At 34.5% G+C, this 15,703-nt stretch carries 19 protein-coding genes; 10 read left to right on the top strand and 9 right to left on the bottom strand.

Annotated elements, in window-relative coordinates; genetic code table 11:
* Positions 1-28: 28 nt before the first annotated feature.
* Both dapA and AACZ49_RS08885 read right to left on the bottom strand, forming a co-directional pair.
* Positions 29-919, bottom strand: coding sequence for a 4-hydroxy-tetrahydrodipicolinate synthase (gene dapA, locus AACZ49_RS08890; RefSeq protein ID WP_339653654.1), 891 nt, complete (start codon positions 917-919; stop codon positions 29-31).
* Between the two features lie 2 nt (positions 920-921).
* A complete protein-coding gene (locus tag AACZ49_RS08885) occupies positions 922-1,455 on the bottom strand; it encodes a hypothetical protein (RefSeq protein ID WP_339653652.1) in 534 nt (177 codons plus the stop codon).
* 129 nt (positions 1,456-1,584) lie between these two features.
* Here AACZ49_RS08885 and AACZ49_RS08880 point away from each other — a divergent pair, with 129 nt between their 5' ends.
* From AACZ49_RS08880 to AACZ49_RS08870, 3 genes are read left to right on the top strand one after another with little or no spacing between them, the layout of a single operon-like run.
* Positions 1,585-2,286, top strand: coding sequence for a 5'-nucleotidase (locus AACZ49_RS08880; RefSeq protein ID WP_339653649.1), 702 nt, complete (start codon positions 1,585-1,587; stop codon positions 2,284-2,286).
* A 1-nt stretch (position 2,287) separates the two neighbouring features.
* Positions 2,288-3,196: a metallophosphatase gene (locus tag AACZ49_RS08875; protein WP_339653646.1), complete on the top strand. Its 909-nt coding sequence runs from the start codon at positions 2,288-2,290 to the stop codon at positions 3,194-3,196.
* Positions 3,197-3,211: 15 nt separating this feature from the next.
* Entirely contained in the window at positions 3,212-3,661 is a 450-nt protein-coding gene (locus AACZ49_RS08870) for a GNAT family N-acetyltransferase (RefSeq protein WP_339653643.1), read from the top strand.
* Positions 3,662-3,713: 52 nt separating this feature from the next.
* Here AACZ49_RS08870 and AACZ49_RS08865 read toward each other — a convergent pair whose 3' ends face one another.
* From AACZ49_RS08865 to AACZ49_RS08840, 6 genes are read right to left on the bottom strand one after another with little or no spacing between them, the layout of a single operon-like run.
* Positions 3,714-4,016 carry a hypothetical protein gene (locus AACZ49_RS08865; RefSeq protein WP_339653640.1) on the bottom strand — a complete coding sequence of 101 codons (303 nt, stop codon included), beginning with the start codon at positions 4,014-4,016 and terminating at the stop codon, positions 3,714-3,716.
* Positions 4,013-5,251: a sodium:proton antiporter gene (locus tag AACZ49_RS08860; RefSeq protein WP_339653638.1), complete on the bottom strand. Its 1,239-nt coding sequence runs from the start codon at positions 5,249-5,251 to the stop codon at positions 4,013-4,015. Before AACZ49_RS08860 ends, AACZ49_RS08865 begins: the two co-directional genes overlap by 4 nt.
* A 6-nt stretch (positions 5,252-5,257) precedes the next feature.
* Complete coding sequence (gene ligA / locus AACZ49_RS08855) at positions 5,258-7,255, bottom strand: NAD-dependent DNA ligase LigA (protein ID WP_339653636.1); 1,998 nt, start codon at positions 7,253-7,255, stop codon at positions 5,258-5,260.
* A complete protein-coding gene (locus AACZ49_RS08850; protein ID WP_339653634.1) occupies positions 7,255-7,836 on the bottom strand; it encodes a TIGR00730 family Rossman fold protein in 582 nt (193 codons plus the stop codon). Before AACZ49_RS08850 ends, ligA begins: the two co-directional genes overlap by 1 nt.
* On the bottom strand, positions 7,833-8,687 hold the full coding sequence (prmC, locus tag AACZ49_RS08845; protein WP_339653632.1) for a peptide chain release factor N(5)-glutamine methyltransferase: 855 nt from the start codon (positions 8,685-8,687) through the stop codon (positions 7,833-7,835). The genes AACZ49_RS08850 and prmC overlap by 4 nt, the downstream gene beginning before the upstream one ends.
* Positions 8,688-8,689: 2 nt before the next feature.
* Complete coding sequence (locus AACZ49_RS08840) at positions 8,690-9,175, bottom strand: GNAT family N-acetyltransferase (protein WP_339653630.1); 486 nt, start codon at positions 9,173-9,175, stop codon at positions 8,690-8,692.
* Positions 9,176-9,252: 77 nt separating this feature from the next.
* On the opposite strand from AACZ49_RS08840, the gene ribD reads away from it, so the two are divergent.
* From ribD to AACZ49_RS08820, 4 genes are read left to right on the top strand one after another with little or no spacing between them, the layout of a single operon-like run.
* On the top strand, positions 9,253-10,356 hold the full coding sequence (gene ribD / locus AACZ49_RS08835; protein ID WP_339653628.1) for a bifunctional diaminohydroxyphosphoribosylaminopyrimidine deaminase/5-amino-6-(5-phosphoribosylamino)uracil reductase RibD: 1,104 nt from the start codon (positions 9,253-9,255) through the stop codon (positions 10,354-10,356).
* Entirely contained in the window at positions 10,353-10,955 is a 603-nt protein-coding gene (locus AACZ49_RS08830; RefSeq protein WP_339653625.1) for an HAD family phosphatase, read from the top strand. The genes ribD and AACZ49_RS08830 overlap by 4 nt, the downstream gene beginning before the upstream one ends.
* Entirely contained in the window at positions 10,956-11,840 is an 885-nt protein-coding gene (locus AACZ49_RS08825; RefSeq protein ID WP_339653623.1) for an EamA family transporter, read from the top strand.
* A 21-nt stretch (positions 11,841-11,861) separates the two neighbouring features.
* Entirely contained in the window at positions 11,862-12,464 is a 603-nt protein-coding gene (locus tag AACZ49_RS08820) for a YigZ family protein (RefSeq protein WP_339653621.1), read from the top strand.
* A 16-nt stretch (positions 12,465-12,480) separates the two neighbouring features.
* Here AACZ49_RS08820 and AACZ49_RS08815 read toward each other — a convergent pair whose 3' ends face one another.
* A complete protein-coding gene (locus AACZ49_RS08815; protein WP_339653619.1) occupies positions 12,481-12,882 on the bottom strand; it encodes a thioesterase family protein in 402 nt (133 codons plus the stop codon).
* 201 nt (positions 12,883-13,083) lie between these two features.
* Between AACZ49_RS08815 and dnaA the strand changes: the two genes are divergently transcribed.
* The 3 genes from dnaA to AACZ49_RS08800 are packed head-to-tail and all read left to right on the top strand — an operon-like array spanning position 13,084 to position 15,696.
* Positions 13,084-14,508 carry a chromosomal replication initiator protein DnaA gene (dnaA, locus tag AACZ49_RS08810; RefSeq protein ID WP_339653616.1) on the top strand — a complete coding sequence of 475 codons (1,425 nt, stop codon included), beginning with the start codon at positions 13,084-13,086 and terminating at the stop codon, positions 14,506-14,508.
* 12 nt (positions 14,509-14,520) lie between these two features.
* The gene (locus tag AACZ49_RS08805; RefSeq protein WP_339653613.1) at positions 14,521-14,973 is read left to right on the top strand and encodes a low molecular weight protein-tyrosine-phosphatase; all 453 of its coding nucleotides are present in this window, start codon (positions 14,521-14,523) and stop codon (positions 14,971-14,973) included.
* Positions 14,974-15,696 carry an SAM-dependent methyltransferase gene (locus AACZ49_RS08800; RefSeq protein WP_339653611.1) on the top strand — a complete coding sequence of 241 codons (723 nt, stop codon included), beginning with the start codon at positions 14,974-14,976 and terminating at the stop codon, positions 15,694-15,696.
* The last annotated feature ends 7 nt before the right edge of the window (positions 15,697-15,703 follow it).

The following is a 15,703-nucleotide window of genomic DNA, read 5'->3' as shown; positions in this document are numbered from 1 at the left end:
CTACCTTTTGGGGAAGTTTTAACGAAATTTATACAGGTATACGGATTACCGATTCCATAAATGAAACAATTCTATGTTTCAATGAATCAGTCGCAGCCATAAGTGGAAGTCGAACAAAAGGCTTGGCTATTCCTAAATATTCAAAAATAACTTTAATACCTGCTGGGTTGCCTTCCTCGAAAATTAGCTTCATACCTTCTTGCAACTTATAATGATACTTATAAGCCTCGTCGGTATTTCCATTTAATCCTTCATGAACCATTTTGGTGAATTCTACGGGTAAACCTTGTCCTATAACCGAAATTACACCGTCGCCACCAGCAACTATGGTAGGCAAAGCCGTTATGTCATCGCCAGAAAGAACCAAAAAGCCCTCTGGTCTTTTAGAAATCAATTCTAAAACTTGTGACATATCGCCACAAGCTTCCTTAACAGCAACAATATTCTCGAAGTTCTTTGCCAAACGCACTACTGTTTCTGGAAGCATATTGCTTCCTGTTCGACCTGGTACGTTATAGACTATAATAGGTAATGGCGATACTTGTGAAAGTGCTTTAAAGTGTTGAAAGATTCCTTCCTGTGTAGGTCTATTATAATACGGAGAAACCGATAAAATTGCGGTATAGGAAGATAAATCCAAGGTTTGCAATTCCTCTACAAGCCCTAACGTATTATTTCCGCCTACGCCAATGATTAATGGTAAAGCACCTGCATTAGCTTCTTCAACAGTACGCATCACCAACAACTTTTCTGCTTTTGTTAGGGTTACAGACTCTGCTGTTGTGCCTAGCACCACCAAATAATCGATACCACCTTCGATATTATAGGCCACCACCTTCTTAAGGGCAAGAACATCTACCGAACCATCTTCTTTAAAAGGTGTAATTAACGCAACTCCTGCACCTTGTAATTCTTTCATATTTAAATCTCTTTAAAAATGCCCAAGTACTTTTTCAATTCTTTTTTAAACAACTGAAAGTCCTTTAACGGCGTATCTAACATTAAATCGTTATAAGTAGGACCAACTTCTTTAAAACCTACTTTTAAACGGGCCTTTGTCTTTGCTGACATTAAATTCAATAAAAGGCTATCCTCGTCATAATAATTTACTAATAGGTCGTATTCCCTGCCTAAAAATTCAAGAGCATAACTATTTTCTATTTCACCGTTCCACCCTAAATCTTTATCTGAAAACACAGGTGTTGCATAGGGTGAATTCTTATCATAAAAACGCTTATAACCTATAATCTTTACTGCATTTGGTTGCAAAGAAAATTCATCTTGAAACTGAAAAAACAGCTCTGACTTTTCGAATTTATCCAAATCTACAATACAACCTAATGAACGTATACCCTTACTCTCACGCGTAACAGGTGGTGGCATTGTCACCATTTGTTTCAATAACTTACGGCCAGATTTTTGTTTAAACTTGTCCTTAATTCCTTTAAAAAACATGTATTTTTACATTTACACAAATGTAAATAATATCCCTGCAACTATATGGCGAAGTTAAAACACTTTGGTATTTTAAAAATAAAACATTTTGTTATATTTTTAACAATTGTGGTTTTTGGTTCTTGTAAAATGAAAACAAAACAACTTACCGAAATTTATGGTAAGCAAATACCTATTGATAGTAGTTTTATTCTTGTCGATAGTATTCAAGATTTTATTACCCCTTATCATGATCGTGTAGAGCAGATTCTTGACAGCACCATAGCCTATGCACCATTTACCATTTCAAAAACAGATGGGGAATTCAATACAACGGCAGGCAACCTTATGGCCGATATTGTTATGAGTGAAACGAATCCTATATTCCAAAAGCGAACGGGAAATACAATTGACTTTGTATTACTAAACCATGGTGGTATACGTGCTATTATATCTAAAGGTAACGTCACAGCAAGAACCGCCTACGAGGTTATGCCTTTTGAAAATTTGGTTGTTGTTGTAGAATTAAAAGCTGAATCTCTTTTAAAAATGGTTACATACCTTATAAAAGCAAAGCGAGCACACCCAGTATCTGGTATACAATTAATCTTGAACAAGGATAATACCGTAAACACATTTTCTATTGGTGGAAAGCCGATAGCTATGAATAGAACCTATTTTGTAGCTACCTCAGATTATTTGGTGAAAGGTGGCGATAATATGGATTTTTTCAAAGATGCTGTTTCTATTATCGAGACAGATTACAAGATACGGAATGCAATGATAGATTTCTTTTCTAAAGTAGATACGCTATCACCTAAAGTGGACCTAAGATATTATCAACTACAGTAATATGGAAAGAAGAAAATTTATTCGAAATACCGCTGCATCTTCAAGTTTATTGACCCTTGGCGGATTAAGTCTTAATTCTTGTGCCACATATTCTAAAAAGCATATTACCATTTTACATACCAATGATGTTCACAGCCATATAGATGCTTTCCCAAATGATCATGCCGATTTTCCTGGTTTAGGCGGTTTGGCAAGAAGAGCTGGTTTGGTAGATAGTATTCGAAAGGAGAATCCCCATACCCTACTCTTTGATGCCGGTGATATTTTTCAGGGTACGCCTTATTTTAATTTTTATGGTGGCGAGCTAGAATTTAAACTCATGAGTATGCTCAATTACGATGCCACCACTATTGGTAATCATGATTTTGACAATGGCGTGGACGGACTTTTAGCTCAAATGCCTTATGCCAAATTTAATTTCTTAAGCGCTAATTACGATTTCACCAATACAGATTTAAATGGCTTTACCCAACCTTATAAAATTTATAGGAAAGACGGGGTGAAAATTGGTGTTTATGGTTTAGGTATTCAACTCGACGGATTGGTCACAAAAAAACTATATAAAGAAACCCAATACCTTGACCCCTTCGAAATGGCCACCGAAATGGAAACCAAGTTAAAAGAGATAGAAAAATGCGATATAGTTATTTGCCTCTCACATTTAGGATACGAATATGATTTTGCTGAAAAACCAGACGATTTAAAACTAGCCATAAGATCCAAGTATACCGATTTAATTATTGGTGGTCACACACATACTTTTTTAGAAAAACCAACAGTGGTTACCAATGCAAACGGTCGTGAAGTTTTAGTAAACCAAGTAGGTTGCTATGGCGTGAATTTAGGTAGAATCGATTTTTACTTCGATAACACAGGTAACTCCGCTAATGGATATACAATAAAAGTCTAATTATTAGACCTATTTATGGTGCAATTAAAAAGGACTACAAGTACAGATAATGATTTTAAGGCTTTGGTCTTTTTGCTTGATAAAGATTTAGCGCAACGTGATGGGGAGGATAATGCATTTTATTCTCAATTTAATGGTATTGTACAGCTCAAACATTGCGTAGTACAATACTTAGATGACACACCAATAGCATGTGGCGCTTTTAAACCATTTAATGAAACTACCATTGAAGTAAAACGTATGTTTGTGCAACCAGGCCATCGTGGAAAAAGTATCGCCTCAAAAGTTTTAAATGAACTTGAGGTATGGGCCAAAGAATTAAACTATTCCTATAGTGTGCTAGAAACTGGATTACGCCAACCCGAAGCCATTGCCCTTTATAAAAAGAATGAGTATATAATAATACCGAACTACCCGCCTTATGAGGGAATATTAAATAGTGTATGTTTTAAAAAAGAACTTTGAATCTACACTCCATAGAATAGTATGCTTGATTTTGTATATCATTTAAGTAGTTCTATGTTGTTTCTATTAAATAAGTTACAATCTCCTCTAATTCTTCCTCTAAGGTAGATTTCGGAAAAGACTTATCTGCCAACCGATACCAATAACCTGCATTAAAGCGGTCGCCTTCTTTTCGGTGTAAATACGCATGTAGCCAACTACCCAATTTATTATGCATATCTTGAGCAATATTGTGCGAAGATTCCCAATCTCCCTTCGCATCGAACCACATAGACTTTAATGCATCGGGCCATTGATTTGGAGGCTCGTTCAAAACTAAAGTATTTTCAAAATCTAGATAGGTTTGAGGTATCATTGTACTACACGTTTAATTAACTTCTCAACCGTTAAGCCTTGTCCTATTATAGAAAATACGACCACGATATATGTAATTACCAGAAAAACATCCCTAAACATATCATCGGATAATCCTAAAGCTAAGGCTATTGAAATACCTCCACGCAATCCGCCCCAGGTCATTATCAAATTAGTTTTTGGCACGAAGTTAAGCTTCTTCTCAAAAAATTTGATAGGTAGCAACAAAGACAGGAATCGACATATCAAAACTAATGGAATAGCCAATAAACCGGCAATTACATATTCAGTCTTAAAAGACAGTACCAACATTTCCATCCCTATGAGAACGAACAATAGTGTATTCAGTAGAATATCTAACAACTCCCAAAATTTATCAACATAGGTTTCTGTAGTTTCAGACATGGCAGAATTCCTAACCGTATCATTACCAACAACCAAACCTGCAGCCACCATTGCCAATGGAGCTGATAAATGGAAATTTTGAGCTATTAAAGTACCTACCATAACTGTTGCCAATGTAATAATTACCTCGATATCATAATCATCAATTGATTTCATTAATTTGTAAGTAACCCATCCTAATGCCAACCCAAGTGCTAAACCGCCTATGACCTCAACACCAAAAAGTTCCAAAATTTCTAAAGGCCCCACGGCTACTTCACCAGCCGAAGCCAATTGAAAAATAGTGAGGAATACTACAACACCTACCCCATCATTAAAAAGTGATTCGCCCACAATCTTTGTTTCCAATTGTTTTGGGGCTCCGGCTTTCTTCAATATCCCCAAAACTGCAATAGGGTCTGTAGGTGATATTAATGAACCAAATAGCAAACAATAAATAAAAGAGATATCCATTCCTAAAAGCTGTAATAAATAATACATGCTGGTACCAACTAAAAAAGTAGAGACCAAGACGCCAAGGGTAGAAAAAACTAAAATTGGCCAACGTTGCACTTTTAATTGCTCAAAATTGGTATGAAGTGCCCCGGCAAATAGCAAGAAACTCAACATTATATCGAGCAAAACAGATTTAAAATCTATCTGATCAATGATATAGCGTTCAGCATTAATAAGGGTATCGTCAACATAACCTATACCAAAGACTACCAATGTAAAAGCAATAGTAATGAGCATAAGTCCAATGCTATTGGGGAGTTTTAAAAACCGAGCATTTAAATAACCGAAAATGGCCGATAGAAATACTAATACTGAAATAATCGTGAAAACATCCATAGTTACTTATGCTATCATATTTATAAAATCTTGTTCACTGATAATTGGTATTTCTAAGTTTTCAGCTTTTGTTCGTTTACTTGGCCCCATTTTATCCCCTGCTACTAAATAGCTTGTCTTAGAAGATATAGAAGAGCCAACCTTGCCCCCATTATCCTCAATTTTCTTCTTGAGTTCATCTCTACTCAATATTTCAAACACGCCTGAAACGACAAAAGTTTTTCCTGCCAAGGTATCGGTCAATTTTTCTAACTTATCTGCAGAAAGCTCTAATTGCACACCATAACTTCTTAATCTCTCCATGGCATCAATATTCTTTTCATTGGTAAAAAAGTCAATTACACTCTGGGCAATACGCTCACCTATTTCATCTACTGCAGTTAAATGTTCTAAAGATGCTTCTTTTAAGGCATCAATATTTTTATAGGCTTTGGCCAATTTTTTAGCAACAGTTTCACCGACATAGCGAATACCTAATGCAAACAGGACCCTTTCAAACGGCACATTAACTGAATTAGCTACTCCTTTAACCAAGTTTTCAGCAGATTTCTCAGCCATACGTTCTAACGGTAAAACATCTTCCTTGGTTAATCGATATAAATCGGCATAATCTTTAATAAGGCCTTCTTTAAAAAGCAATTCTACGGTCTCACCTCCTAAACCTTCAATATCCATCGCTTTTCTCGAAATAAAATGTTGAATTCTACCCGTTATCTGAGGCGGACAACCATATTCGTTTGGACAATAATGTTTTGCATCACCCTCGTTTCTAGTTAGTTCTGTTCCGCATTCAGGACAATGAGTTATGTACTTAGTGGGGACAGAATCAACTGGTCTTTTAGACAAATCAACTGCAATTATCTTAGGGATAATCTCACCGCCCTTTTCAACAAACACTGTATCTCCCGCTCGTATATCCAATTTTTCAATCTGATCTGCATTATGCAATGAGGCCCTTTTTACAATTGTACCGGCAAGTAACACTGGTTCTAGGTTCGCTACAGGTGTAATGGCTCCTGTACGTCCTACTTGATACGTTATTTCATTTAACCTGGTAAAAACCTGCTCCGCTTTAAATTTATAGGCCATTGCCCAACGGGGAGATTTTGCCGTATACCCTAACTCCTCTTGGTTTTCAAGGCTATTAACTTTAACAACAACGCCATCGGTTTCGTAAGGTAACTCATGACGTTTAACATCCCACTCTTCTATGAATGCCATTACTTCATCTGAAGTTGAACAAAGTTTAGCAACTGTTGGTACTTTAAAACCCCACTCTCTTGCTTTCTCTAACAGTTGAAACTGGGTATCTATCTCCAAATCTCTACCAATAATACCATATAATAGACACTCTAAAGGCCGTTGTGCCACTAAACTGCTGTCCTGTAATTTTAAACTTCCCGATGCTGTATTTCTTGGGTTCATATATGGCTCTTCACCATTTGCAACCCGTTCTTCGTTCATCTTTAAAAATCCATCGAAAGGCAGCACAATTTCTCCTCGTATATCAAACTTTGGTGGATAATCACCTTTCAATTGAAGTGGTACTGATTTAATCGTTTTGATATTGTTAGTGACATCATCACCTTGAAAACCATCACCACGTGTAACCGCTTTCACCAGATTACCATTCTCATAGGTTATACTTATGGATGCCCCGTCATATTTTAATTCACATGTAAAGGCAACAGGTACATCTCCCAAAATACGCTGAATACGTTTTTCCCAATCCTTTAAATCTTCTTTGGAATATGAATTATCCAAGGAATACATACGATGTTCATGTACTACCGTTGCAAAATTCTTGGTAATCATTCCACCTACCCGTAAAGAAGGTGAACTGGCATCGTACAACTCTGGATGCTTTGCTTCCAACTCTTGCAATTCCTTGAGTTTCATATCAAACTCAAAATCTGAAATGGTCGGATTATCTAGCACATAGTAATTGTAATTATGCTCGCGTAATTCTTTTCTAAGTTGTTGTATTCTCGCTTCAATAATCATTATAACTGCTCTTTTTTAATCCATTTTGGAGTTGGTAATGACTGGTAATGCTCCATTTTATCTAATAAATTATCAATATTCGTGTCAACTAGAATAGTATTTAAATGGTCATTTTTTACAAAACCTTCCGCGACCATTTGTTGCATCATATTTATTAAATGGTCATAAAAACCATTGGTGTTCAATATTCCTATAGGGTACTGGTGTAATCCCAATTGTGACCATGTCAACATTTCAAAAAATTCTTCAAGCGTACCAAAACCACCAGGTAACATAATAATACCATCAGATAAATCATGCATTTTCAATTTACGTTCGTGCATGTTTTGAGTAACAATCAATTGAGTTAAACCCGTATGAAACACCTCTTTAATTTTTAAAAAATCAGGAATTACGCCTATGACCTTACCCCCATTATTTAAAGTCGCTTCTGCCACTTTACCCATTATACCAATTTTTGCTCCACCATAAACCAATTGAATATTTTTCTTTGCAAAGGTCTCTCCCAATTGATAACCGTTCGATGCATAAACAGCATTAGCACCTTCACTACTACCACAAAAAACAACTATACTTTTCATCGTATTATTCCCTTAAGCATACGCTCATTTCCGTACATATCTTGTTTTAAATCTATAGTATGAAATTCATACTTTAATAGAAGCTCTATCATTTCTTTACCCAAATATTGATTAATTTCTAAATACAAGCTGCCTTTGTTCTTTAAATGTTTAGATGCAAAATCAACAATTGCCTTATAAAACTTCAATGGATCTTCATCGGGTACAAATAACGCAATACTAGGTTCATGGTTAATAACATTCTTTTGCATCTCCTCTTTTTCCAATTCTCGTACGTATGGCGGATTCGATACAATTATATCATATTTAGTATTTAGGTTTAGGTTTAGGTTTAATATATCTGCTTGAAAAAATTCAACTTTAGTTCCATGAGTTTTGTTATTCTCATTTGCCACTTCTAAAGCATCCAAAGAAATATCTAATGCGAATATATTTGAATTTGGTAAGTGTTTTGATAGAGAAATAGGTATACATCCACTACCTGTGCCCATGTCTAAAATAGTTAGTGCCAGTTCATCTTTTCTATTATCTTCTAGAATCCAACGAACCAGTTCTTCTGTTTCAGGCCTAGGAATTAATACATGTGAATTTACCTTAAAATCCATATCCATAAAAAAGCAGCTCCCTATAATATGTTGAATAGGGCGTTCTAACTTCAATTCGGATAAGGCGTTAAAAACGATAGTTTCTTGTTCTTTATCTATAACTAGTTCTGGCTGGATTGCTAATACGAAGCGCTCTAAATTAAAATAGTATTCAATTAACATGTAGAAAAAACTAGAGACTTCATCCTTTCCATAAAGCACATCTAATTCGGAATGAAATATATTTTTAATTTCCCTTAAAAGCACAGCTATAATTTTTTAAGCATCCAAACCGGACAAGAATAATGACCCGTATCACCCATTGGTGCATCTATATATTCGAAACCCATTCTCTTATACAGTTTTTGCGCAGCTTCCATGTATGGCATGGTTTCTAAATAACAGCCTTCAAAACCATATTCTTTGGCACGTTCTAAACAAGTATTTATCATTTTGTTTCCGATACCTTTACCTCTTGCAACTTCGAGAAAATACATTTTCTGAAGCTCACAAATATTGCCCTCATAATTATCTAATTGGGCAATCCCTGCACACCCTAAAATAACTTCATTTTCTTCGACAACAAAGTAAGTTGCCTTTGGCTTATCGTAATGTTCGAACATATGGTCTAATGCAGCATCGGCATATGCTGTACCAACTTTCGGTACTCCTAAATCTACGAATACCTTTCTTATGACTGAAGCCACTTGAGGATTATCTTCCTTTCTAATTTCACGAATTACAACATTTTTCATATCAATAAAGCAATAGGTTTTAAAGTGCTATTTTTGAGGTGTGAAGATACGTGATATGCGTATAAAGGTAAAGTTTGATGTCCAATAATAATCTTGATCCCCATAATACCACACCAACAAATTTAGAATCCTTTACTAGGGATGAGAAATATATGTTACGTTGTATACAAATTGCAAAAAACGGACTAGGAACGACAGCTCCCAATCCGATGGTGGGTGCCGTTATAGTTTTTAATGACCTAATAATCGGCGAAGGATTTACCAGTGCCTTTGGTGGTGCCCACGCTGAGGTGAATGCCATTAATTCAGTTAAGGACATTTCATTGTTAAAATCAGCAACTCTTTATGTTACCCTAGAGCCTTGCTCCCATTATGGAAAAACACCACCTTGTGCCGATTTAATTGTAAAAATGGGTATACCTAAAATTGTAATAGGCTTGAAAGACCCTCATGAAAAAGTTGCAGGGAATGGTATAAAGAAACTAGAACAGGCCGGTTGTAGTGTTCATGTAGGTATATTAAAAAATGAATGTGAAGAACACCACAAAAGGTTCCTTACTTTTTACACCAAAAAACGCCCTTATATTATTTTAAAATGGGCAGAGACGGCAGATGGCTTTATAGCACCCGAAGCCACAATTAGAGGTGAAAAGAAAAAACCCTATTGGATTACCAATAAAAGGTCTAGACAATTAGTGCACAAATGGCGTAGCGAAGAGTCTGGAATTTTAGTCGGAACCAACACCGTACTAGCCGACAATCCTCAATTAAACATAAGAGATTGGACAGGAAAACCTCCCACAAGAATTATTATAGATAGAACATTGAAAATACCAAGTGAATTTCATGTTTTTGATGGAAAACAAAAAACAATTATATGTACCGAAGTTGAAGATACCAACCAATTCATAGGTGATATTAATTATAAAGTTCTAAATTTTGAAAATTTACTACCCCATCAATTATGTTCATTGCTTTATGAAGAACAGATACAAAGTATTATAATTGAAGGCGGGTGTAAAACCTTGGAAGGTTTTATTGAAAGTAATTTATGGGATGAAGCTCGAATTTTTAAAGGAGCAACAACATTTAAGAAAGGTATTAAAGCCCCTAAAATACAAGGCGTTATTAAAGAACAGGTTCAAATTTCAACTGACCAATTAACCATATTTAAACCATGATTAAAAATATCATATTTGATTTTGGTGATATTTTCATCAATCTAGACAAGCAAGCACCTTTAATTGAAATGTCAAAATTTGGATTAAGCCAAGTGACGCCAAAGCTAGAAACCATTTTTATGGAATATGAAATGGGTTTGATAAAATCTAATGATTTTCTGAATAGCTTATGTCCTTATTTACATGACGCAACTATCGAGCAAATTAAATTTGCTTGGAATTCTATTATTTTAGATTTTCCTGAAAAGCGCCTGAAATTCATTGAAAAACTCAAAGTTGAAAATAACTATCGATTGTTCTTATTAAGCAACACCAATCACCTGCATATTGAAAAGGTAAAGGAATCTATGGGCTTAGAACGCTTTAATAGATTTCAGAATTGCTTTGAGAAATTTTACTTATCACATGAAATGAAAATGCGAAAACCAAACGCAAATATTTATGAATTCGTACTTAACACAAGTAGGCTAATAGCCCATGAAACCTTATTTATTGACGATTCTAAAATTAATACCGATAGTGCCAGCAAATTAGGAATTCGATGTTGGAACTTAAAAGTTGGGATTGAAGATATACTTCAAACACAAAAACATCTATAAATGATGTATTTGTCATTAAGCATTCTGTTTTCCAGTTTAATATTTGTAGAATTTAAATTTTATACAAAATATCAAATTCAAACGATATTTGCCATTATAGTCAATTATATAACAGCATGTATAGTTGGTCTATTATTTTACAAAGAACGTATTGACCTTATCTCCATACCTCACAAAAGTTGGTTTTGGGGTGGAATGGCCCTAGGTTTATTGTTTATTTTGATTTTTAACTTGATAGCTGTAACATCTCAAAGACTAGGAGTATCTGTTGCTTCTGTAGCCACTAAAATGTCTTTCACAATACCAGTGCTTTTTGGAGTTTTCTTCTTTAAAGAAGCATTAGGTGTTTTAGAAATAACCGGAATCATCTTAGCTTTTTTTGCTATATATCTCACATCGACAAAAGCAAATAAAATAAAAGCTAAGAAATGGGCCTTGGTATTACCGGTATTAGTTTTTTTAGGTTCTGGAATTATAGATACCTGTATTAAGTATTTTCAAGCGGTGCATATGCCAGAAGAAGAGTACGCCCTATTCTCTGCTTGTGTTTTTGCTTCTGCCGGAATCTTCGGCGTTTTATTTATTGGGTTTAAATCAATAAACCAACCTATTAAGGTGAATTTAAAAAATATAATTGGAGGGATTTGTTTAGGTGTTCCTAACTATTTTTCTATTTTCTTTTTATTAAAAGCTTTACAACACCCTACGTGGAACAGTGCTTCGGTATTCACTATAAACAACGTTGCTATAGTAATGTTCTCAACTTTATTAGGCATCCTATTATTTAAAGAAAGGCTAACGATTAAAAATTGGTTTGGTATTGGCATGGCCGTATTGAGTATTGTTTTGGTTGCATTTGGTCAACAATTAATGAATTTTCTTTAAAACCAGAGAAACTATTCAAAAATGGACACATACAGAACTATTTCAAAACCATCGGAACCTATATTATATAAGGAACGAAAAAGTAAGTTCTATGGATATTGCTTTCCTGTCACCAATGAAGATGAAGTAAAAGAATATATTGAAGGTTTAAAGAAAGAATTCCCTACAGCCAACCACGTATGTTATGCCTGGCAAATTGGAATTGAAAACTTTTCGTACCGTGCAAATGATGATGGTGAACCAAATAATTCAGCAGGAATGCCCATTTATGGTCAATTACAATCTTTTGATGTTACCAATACGCTAGTTGCTGTAGTTCGAATTTTCGGAGGAACCAAATTAGGCGTTGGCGGATTAATAAGTGCTTATAAAGAAACTGCAAAGCTAGCTTTAGAAAACGCCACTATTATAATGAAGGTATTAAAACAGCAATTATGCGTTTCATTCGAATATTCAGAAATGGATATAGTTATGCGTTTGGTCAAAAAACATCAACTTGAAATTATTTCACAAGACTTACACCTTAAATGCAAAATTGTTCTTTCTATTCCAAAAAGTGAATTCAAGAAAACCTACACACTTTTAATGGCTCATCACAAACTAGTGATAAAAGATGTTGATTAATTTAAATTATGTCCTTCTATGAGTAGTTTAATTTATCCAATAATACTTGAGGACATTTAGTAGGCCTTTTCCTTTTCATATCCATAAACACCAAAACTGTATTTGCAGTAGCTAATAAATCCCCAGACTCATTTGTAATCTTATAATCAAACTCAATTCTAACCGCAGGCTTTTTTTTCAATATTACTTTGACCGTTATTAAATCATCATATAAAGCAGGCTTTAAATAATCAATCGATAAACTTATCACTGGAAGCATTATTCCGCCTTCTTCCATAGTTTTGTAAGAAATACCTAATGACCTTAACCATTCAACTCTTGCCAATTCCAAATATTGAGCATAATTACCATGATACACTACACCCATTTGGTCAGTTTCACTGTATCTTATTCGAAAAGAAATTTCGTTTGTACGCATTTATTCAAAGTAAAAAGTATATATTTAAAAGCTGAGTTACTAGCAAGCGAACATGAGAAAAAAAAAGGTCAAATTCAATGGTAATCCATTTTTTTTTTAAATTATTTGTTCACATATTTGCCCAAGTTAACTAACAGACCTAATTGAAATTTTTCAATTAAAGTTAGCTAAACGCTAACCATTAAAAGTTTAGAATTGATTATGAGTGTTACTGCAAATTCCGTATGGAAAAACTGTTTGGTGTTTATTAAGGATAATATCCAACCGCAGGCATTCAAAACTTGGTTCGAACCTATCAAGCCAGTTAAATTATCTGAAAAAGCTTTAAGCATACAAGTACCAAGCAAGTTTTTCTATGAATGGCTAGAAGAGCACTACGTAAAACTTCTAAAAGTTGCCTTAACCAAAGAATTAGGAGAAACTGCAAAACTGGTTTATATTATTCGTATGGAAAACACCTACGGTAATAAAGAGCCTTTTACAGAAAAGATACCTAGCTCAAATAGAGGTGCAATGGCAGCGCAAGAAATGGATGTGCCAATTAAATCTAAAAATCCCGAATTAAGAAATCCTTTTGTTATACCAGGAATTAGAAATATAAAGATAGAGTCACAATTAAATCCGAATTATAATTTTGATAATTTCTTAGAAGGAGATTCTAACCGCTTGGCTCGTTCAGCAGGTATGGCAGTCGCCAATAAGCCAGGAGGAACTTCTTTTAACCCTTTATTAGTATTTGGTGGTGTTGGTCTAGGAAAAACTCATTTAGCTCACGCCATTGGTGTAGAGATTAAGGATAAATACCCAGAGCGAACCGTGCTTTATATATCTGCAGAGAAGTTTACTCAGCAGTATATTGAATCTGTAAAGAAGAACACTAGAAACGATTTCATTCATTTCTATCAATTAATAGATGTACTCATCATTGATGATGTGCAGTTTTTATCTGGGAAATCTGGCACGCAAGATGTTTTTTTCCATATTTTCAACCATTTACATCAAAATGGTAAACAAGTAATACTTACTTCGGATAAAGCTCCTGTAGACATGCAGGATATTGAACAACGTCTTTTGTCTCGTTTTAAATGGGGACTATCCGCAGAATTGCAAAGTCCTGATTATGAAACAAGAATATCTATTTTAAAGAACAAGTTATATAGAGATGGTGTTGAAATTCCTGAAGACATCATAGAATATGTTGCAAAACATATTAAAACTAATATTAGGGAACTTGAAGGCGCTATTATTTCTTTGATTGCTCAATCTACCTTAAACAAAAGAGAGGTTACTATAGAACTTGCCCAACAAGTTGTAGAAAAATTCGTTAAGAACACTAAAAGAGAAGTATCTATCGACTATATTCAAAAAGTAGTTTCTGATTATTTTGAAATGGATGTCGCTACTTTGCAGTCTAAAACTAGAAAGAGACATATTGTTCAGGCAAGACAATTAGCCATGTTCTTTGCAAAGAAATTCACAAAAGCTTCATTAGCTAGTATCGGCTCTCAAATTGGAAAGAGAGATCATGCAACTGTTTTGCATGCGTGCAAAACTGTAGATAACTTAGCAGAAACTGATAAACAATTTCGTAAGTATATTGACGATTTAACAAAGAAATTCTCTTAATACCACTACTACATGAATGTGTTGATGGTTTGCCTAGGTAATATCTGTAGGTCTCCATTAGCAGAAGGTATTCTTAAATCAAAAGTTAATTCTACTTATACTTTTGTAGACTCAGCAGGTACAGCCGGATATCATATTGGCAATCCTCCTGACCATAGATCAATAAAGATTGCTCAAGATTATGGCATCGATATAAGCAACCAAAACTGTAGAAAGTTCGCTATTTCTGATTTTGATACTTTTGATTTGATTTACGTCATGGATAAAAGTAATTATAAGGATATACTAAGTTTAGCAAGAAATAATTTGGACGCACAAAAAGTTAAGCTACTTTTAAGTGAAATTAATTTAAAGAACGAGGAGGTCCCCGATCCTTATCATGATTCTGATGATGGTTTTAAAAAAGTTTATATAATGATCGACAAAGCTTGTACGGTTATAGCAGCAAGAATAGAAAATAAATAAATGAGCAAACAAAACGGGAAATTTGGAAATGTATATTTAATACCTTCTACGTTAGGTGACATGGCGCCATTAGAAGTATTGCCCATATCAATCAAGCAAACTATTGAGAAATTAGATTATTATATCGTTGAAAATGAGAAAACGGCTCGTCATTTTATAAAAAAAATAAGTCCGAGAAAATCTCAACCCTCACTAAAACTTTCTGTATTAAATAAGTTTACAGAGGCACAGGAAATTCCAACTTTTCTTAATCCATGCATAGAAGGTTTTGATATTGGTATACTTTCAGAAGCTGGCTGCCCTGGTATTGCCGACCCTGGTGCTTCCGTCGTCAAAATAGCTCATGAAAAGAATATTCAAGTAATTCCTTTGGTAGGTCCCTCCTCGATTTTATTAGCATTAATGGCTAGCGGAATGAATGGTCAAAATTTTGCTTTTAACGGTTACCTCCCTATTGAAAGTCCTGATCGTAAAAAATATATTAAAAATTTAGAGCGAAAATCAAAAGAAGATAACCAATCGCAAATATTTATTGAAACTCCGTACCGTAACAATAAAATGCTTGAAGAACTAATAAAAACATTAGCTCCGAGCACACGAATTTGTGTTGCAGCAGATATTACGCTACCAACGGAATACATTAAAACAAAAACTGCTATCAATTGGAAAAATGAAAATGTTGACCTTCACAAAAGGCCGGCAATCTTTATTATTCATGCATAAAAAAACC

Source organism: uncultured Maribacter sp., from assembly GCF_963975365.1.
Taxonomy (GTDB): domain Bacteria; phylum Bacteroidota; class Bacteroidia; order Flavobacteriales; family Flavobacteriaceae; genus Maribacter.
Note: the sequence above shows the minus strand (reverse complement) of the source record. Positions and strands in the feature narration are given on the sequence as shown.

What these genes read in the sequence shown, in the direction of transcription:
- AACZ49_RS08850 (WP_339653634.1), bottom strand. Translation starts at nt 7,836, where the DNA reads ATGAAAAGTATAGTTGTTTTTTGTGGTAGTAGTGAAGGTGCTAATGCT.
- ribD (WP_339653628.1), top strand. Translation starts at nt 9,253, where the DNA reads ATGTCCAATAATAATCTTGATCCCCATAATACCACACCAACAAATTTA.
- AACZ49_RS08815 (WP_339653619.1), bottom strand. Translation starts at nt 12,882, where the DNA reads ATGCGTACAAACGAAATTTCTTTTCGAATAAGATACAGTGAAACTGAC.
- AACZ49_RS08875 (WP_339653646.1), top strand. Translation starts at nt 2,288, where the DNA reads ATGGAAAGAAGAAAATTTATTCGAAATACCGCTGCATCTTCAAGTTTA.
- dapA (WP_339653654.1), bottom strand. Translation starts at nt 919, where the DNA reads ATGAAAGAATTACAAGGTGCAGGAGTTGCGTTAATTACACCTTTTAAA.
- AACZ49_RS08880 (WP_339653649.1), top strand. Translation starts at nt 1,585, where the DNA reads ATGAAAACAAAACAACTTACCGAAATTTATGGTAAGCAAATACCTATT.
- AACZ49_RS08800 (WP_339653611.1), top strand. Translation starts at nt 14,974, where the DNA reads ATGAGCAAACAAAACGGGAAATTTGGAAATGTATATTTAATACCTTCT.
- dnaA (WP_339653616.1), top strand. Translation starts at nt 13,084, where the DNA reads ATGAGTGTTACTGCAAATTCCGTATGGAAAAACTGTTTGGTGTTTATT.
- AACZ49_RS08885 (WP_339653652.1), bottom strand. Translation starts at nt 1,455, where the DNA reads ATGTTTTTTAAAGGAATTAAGGACAAGTTTAAACAAAAATCTGGCCGT.
- AACZ49_RS08870 (WP_339653643.1), top strand. Translation starts at nt 3,212, where the DNA reads ATGGTGCAATTAAAAAGGACTACAAGTACAGATAATGATTTTAAGGCT.
- AACZ49_RS08840 (WP_339653630.1), bottom strand. Translation starts at nt 9,175, where the DNA reads ATGAAAAATGTTGTAATTCGTGAAATTAGAAAGGAAGATAATCCTCAA.
- ligA (WP_339653636.1), bottom strand. Translation starts at nt 7,255, where the DNA reads ATGATTATTGAAGCGAGAATACAACAACTTAGAAAAGAATTACGCGAG.
- AACZ49_RS08860 (WP_339653638.1), bottom strand. Translation starts at nt 5,251, where the DNA reads ATGGATGTTTTCACGATTATTTCAGTATTAGTATTTCTATCGGCCATT.
- AACZ49_RS08820 (WP_339653621.1), top strand. Translation starts at nt 11,862, where the DNA reads ATGGACACATACAGAACTATTTCAAAACCATCGGAACCTATATTATAT.
- AACZ49_RS08805 (WP_339653613.1), top strand. Translation starts at nt 14,521, where the DNA reads ATGAATGTGTTGATGGTTTGCCTAGGTAATATCTGTAGGTCTCCATTA.
- AACZ49_RS08825 (WP_339653623.1), top strand. Translation starts at nt 10,956, where the DNA reads ATGATGTATTTGTCATTAAGCATTCTGTTTTCCAGTTTAATATTTGTA.
- AACZ49_RS08865 (WP_339653640.1), bottom strand. Translation starts at nt 4,016, where the DNA reads ATGATACCTCAAACCTATCTAGATTTTGAAAATACTTTAGTTTTGAAC.
- AACZ49_RS08830 (WP_339653625.1), top strand. Translation starts at nt 10,353, where the DNA reads ATGATTAAAAATATCATATTTGATTTTGGTGATATTTTCATCAATCTA.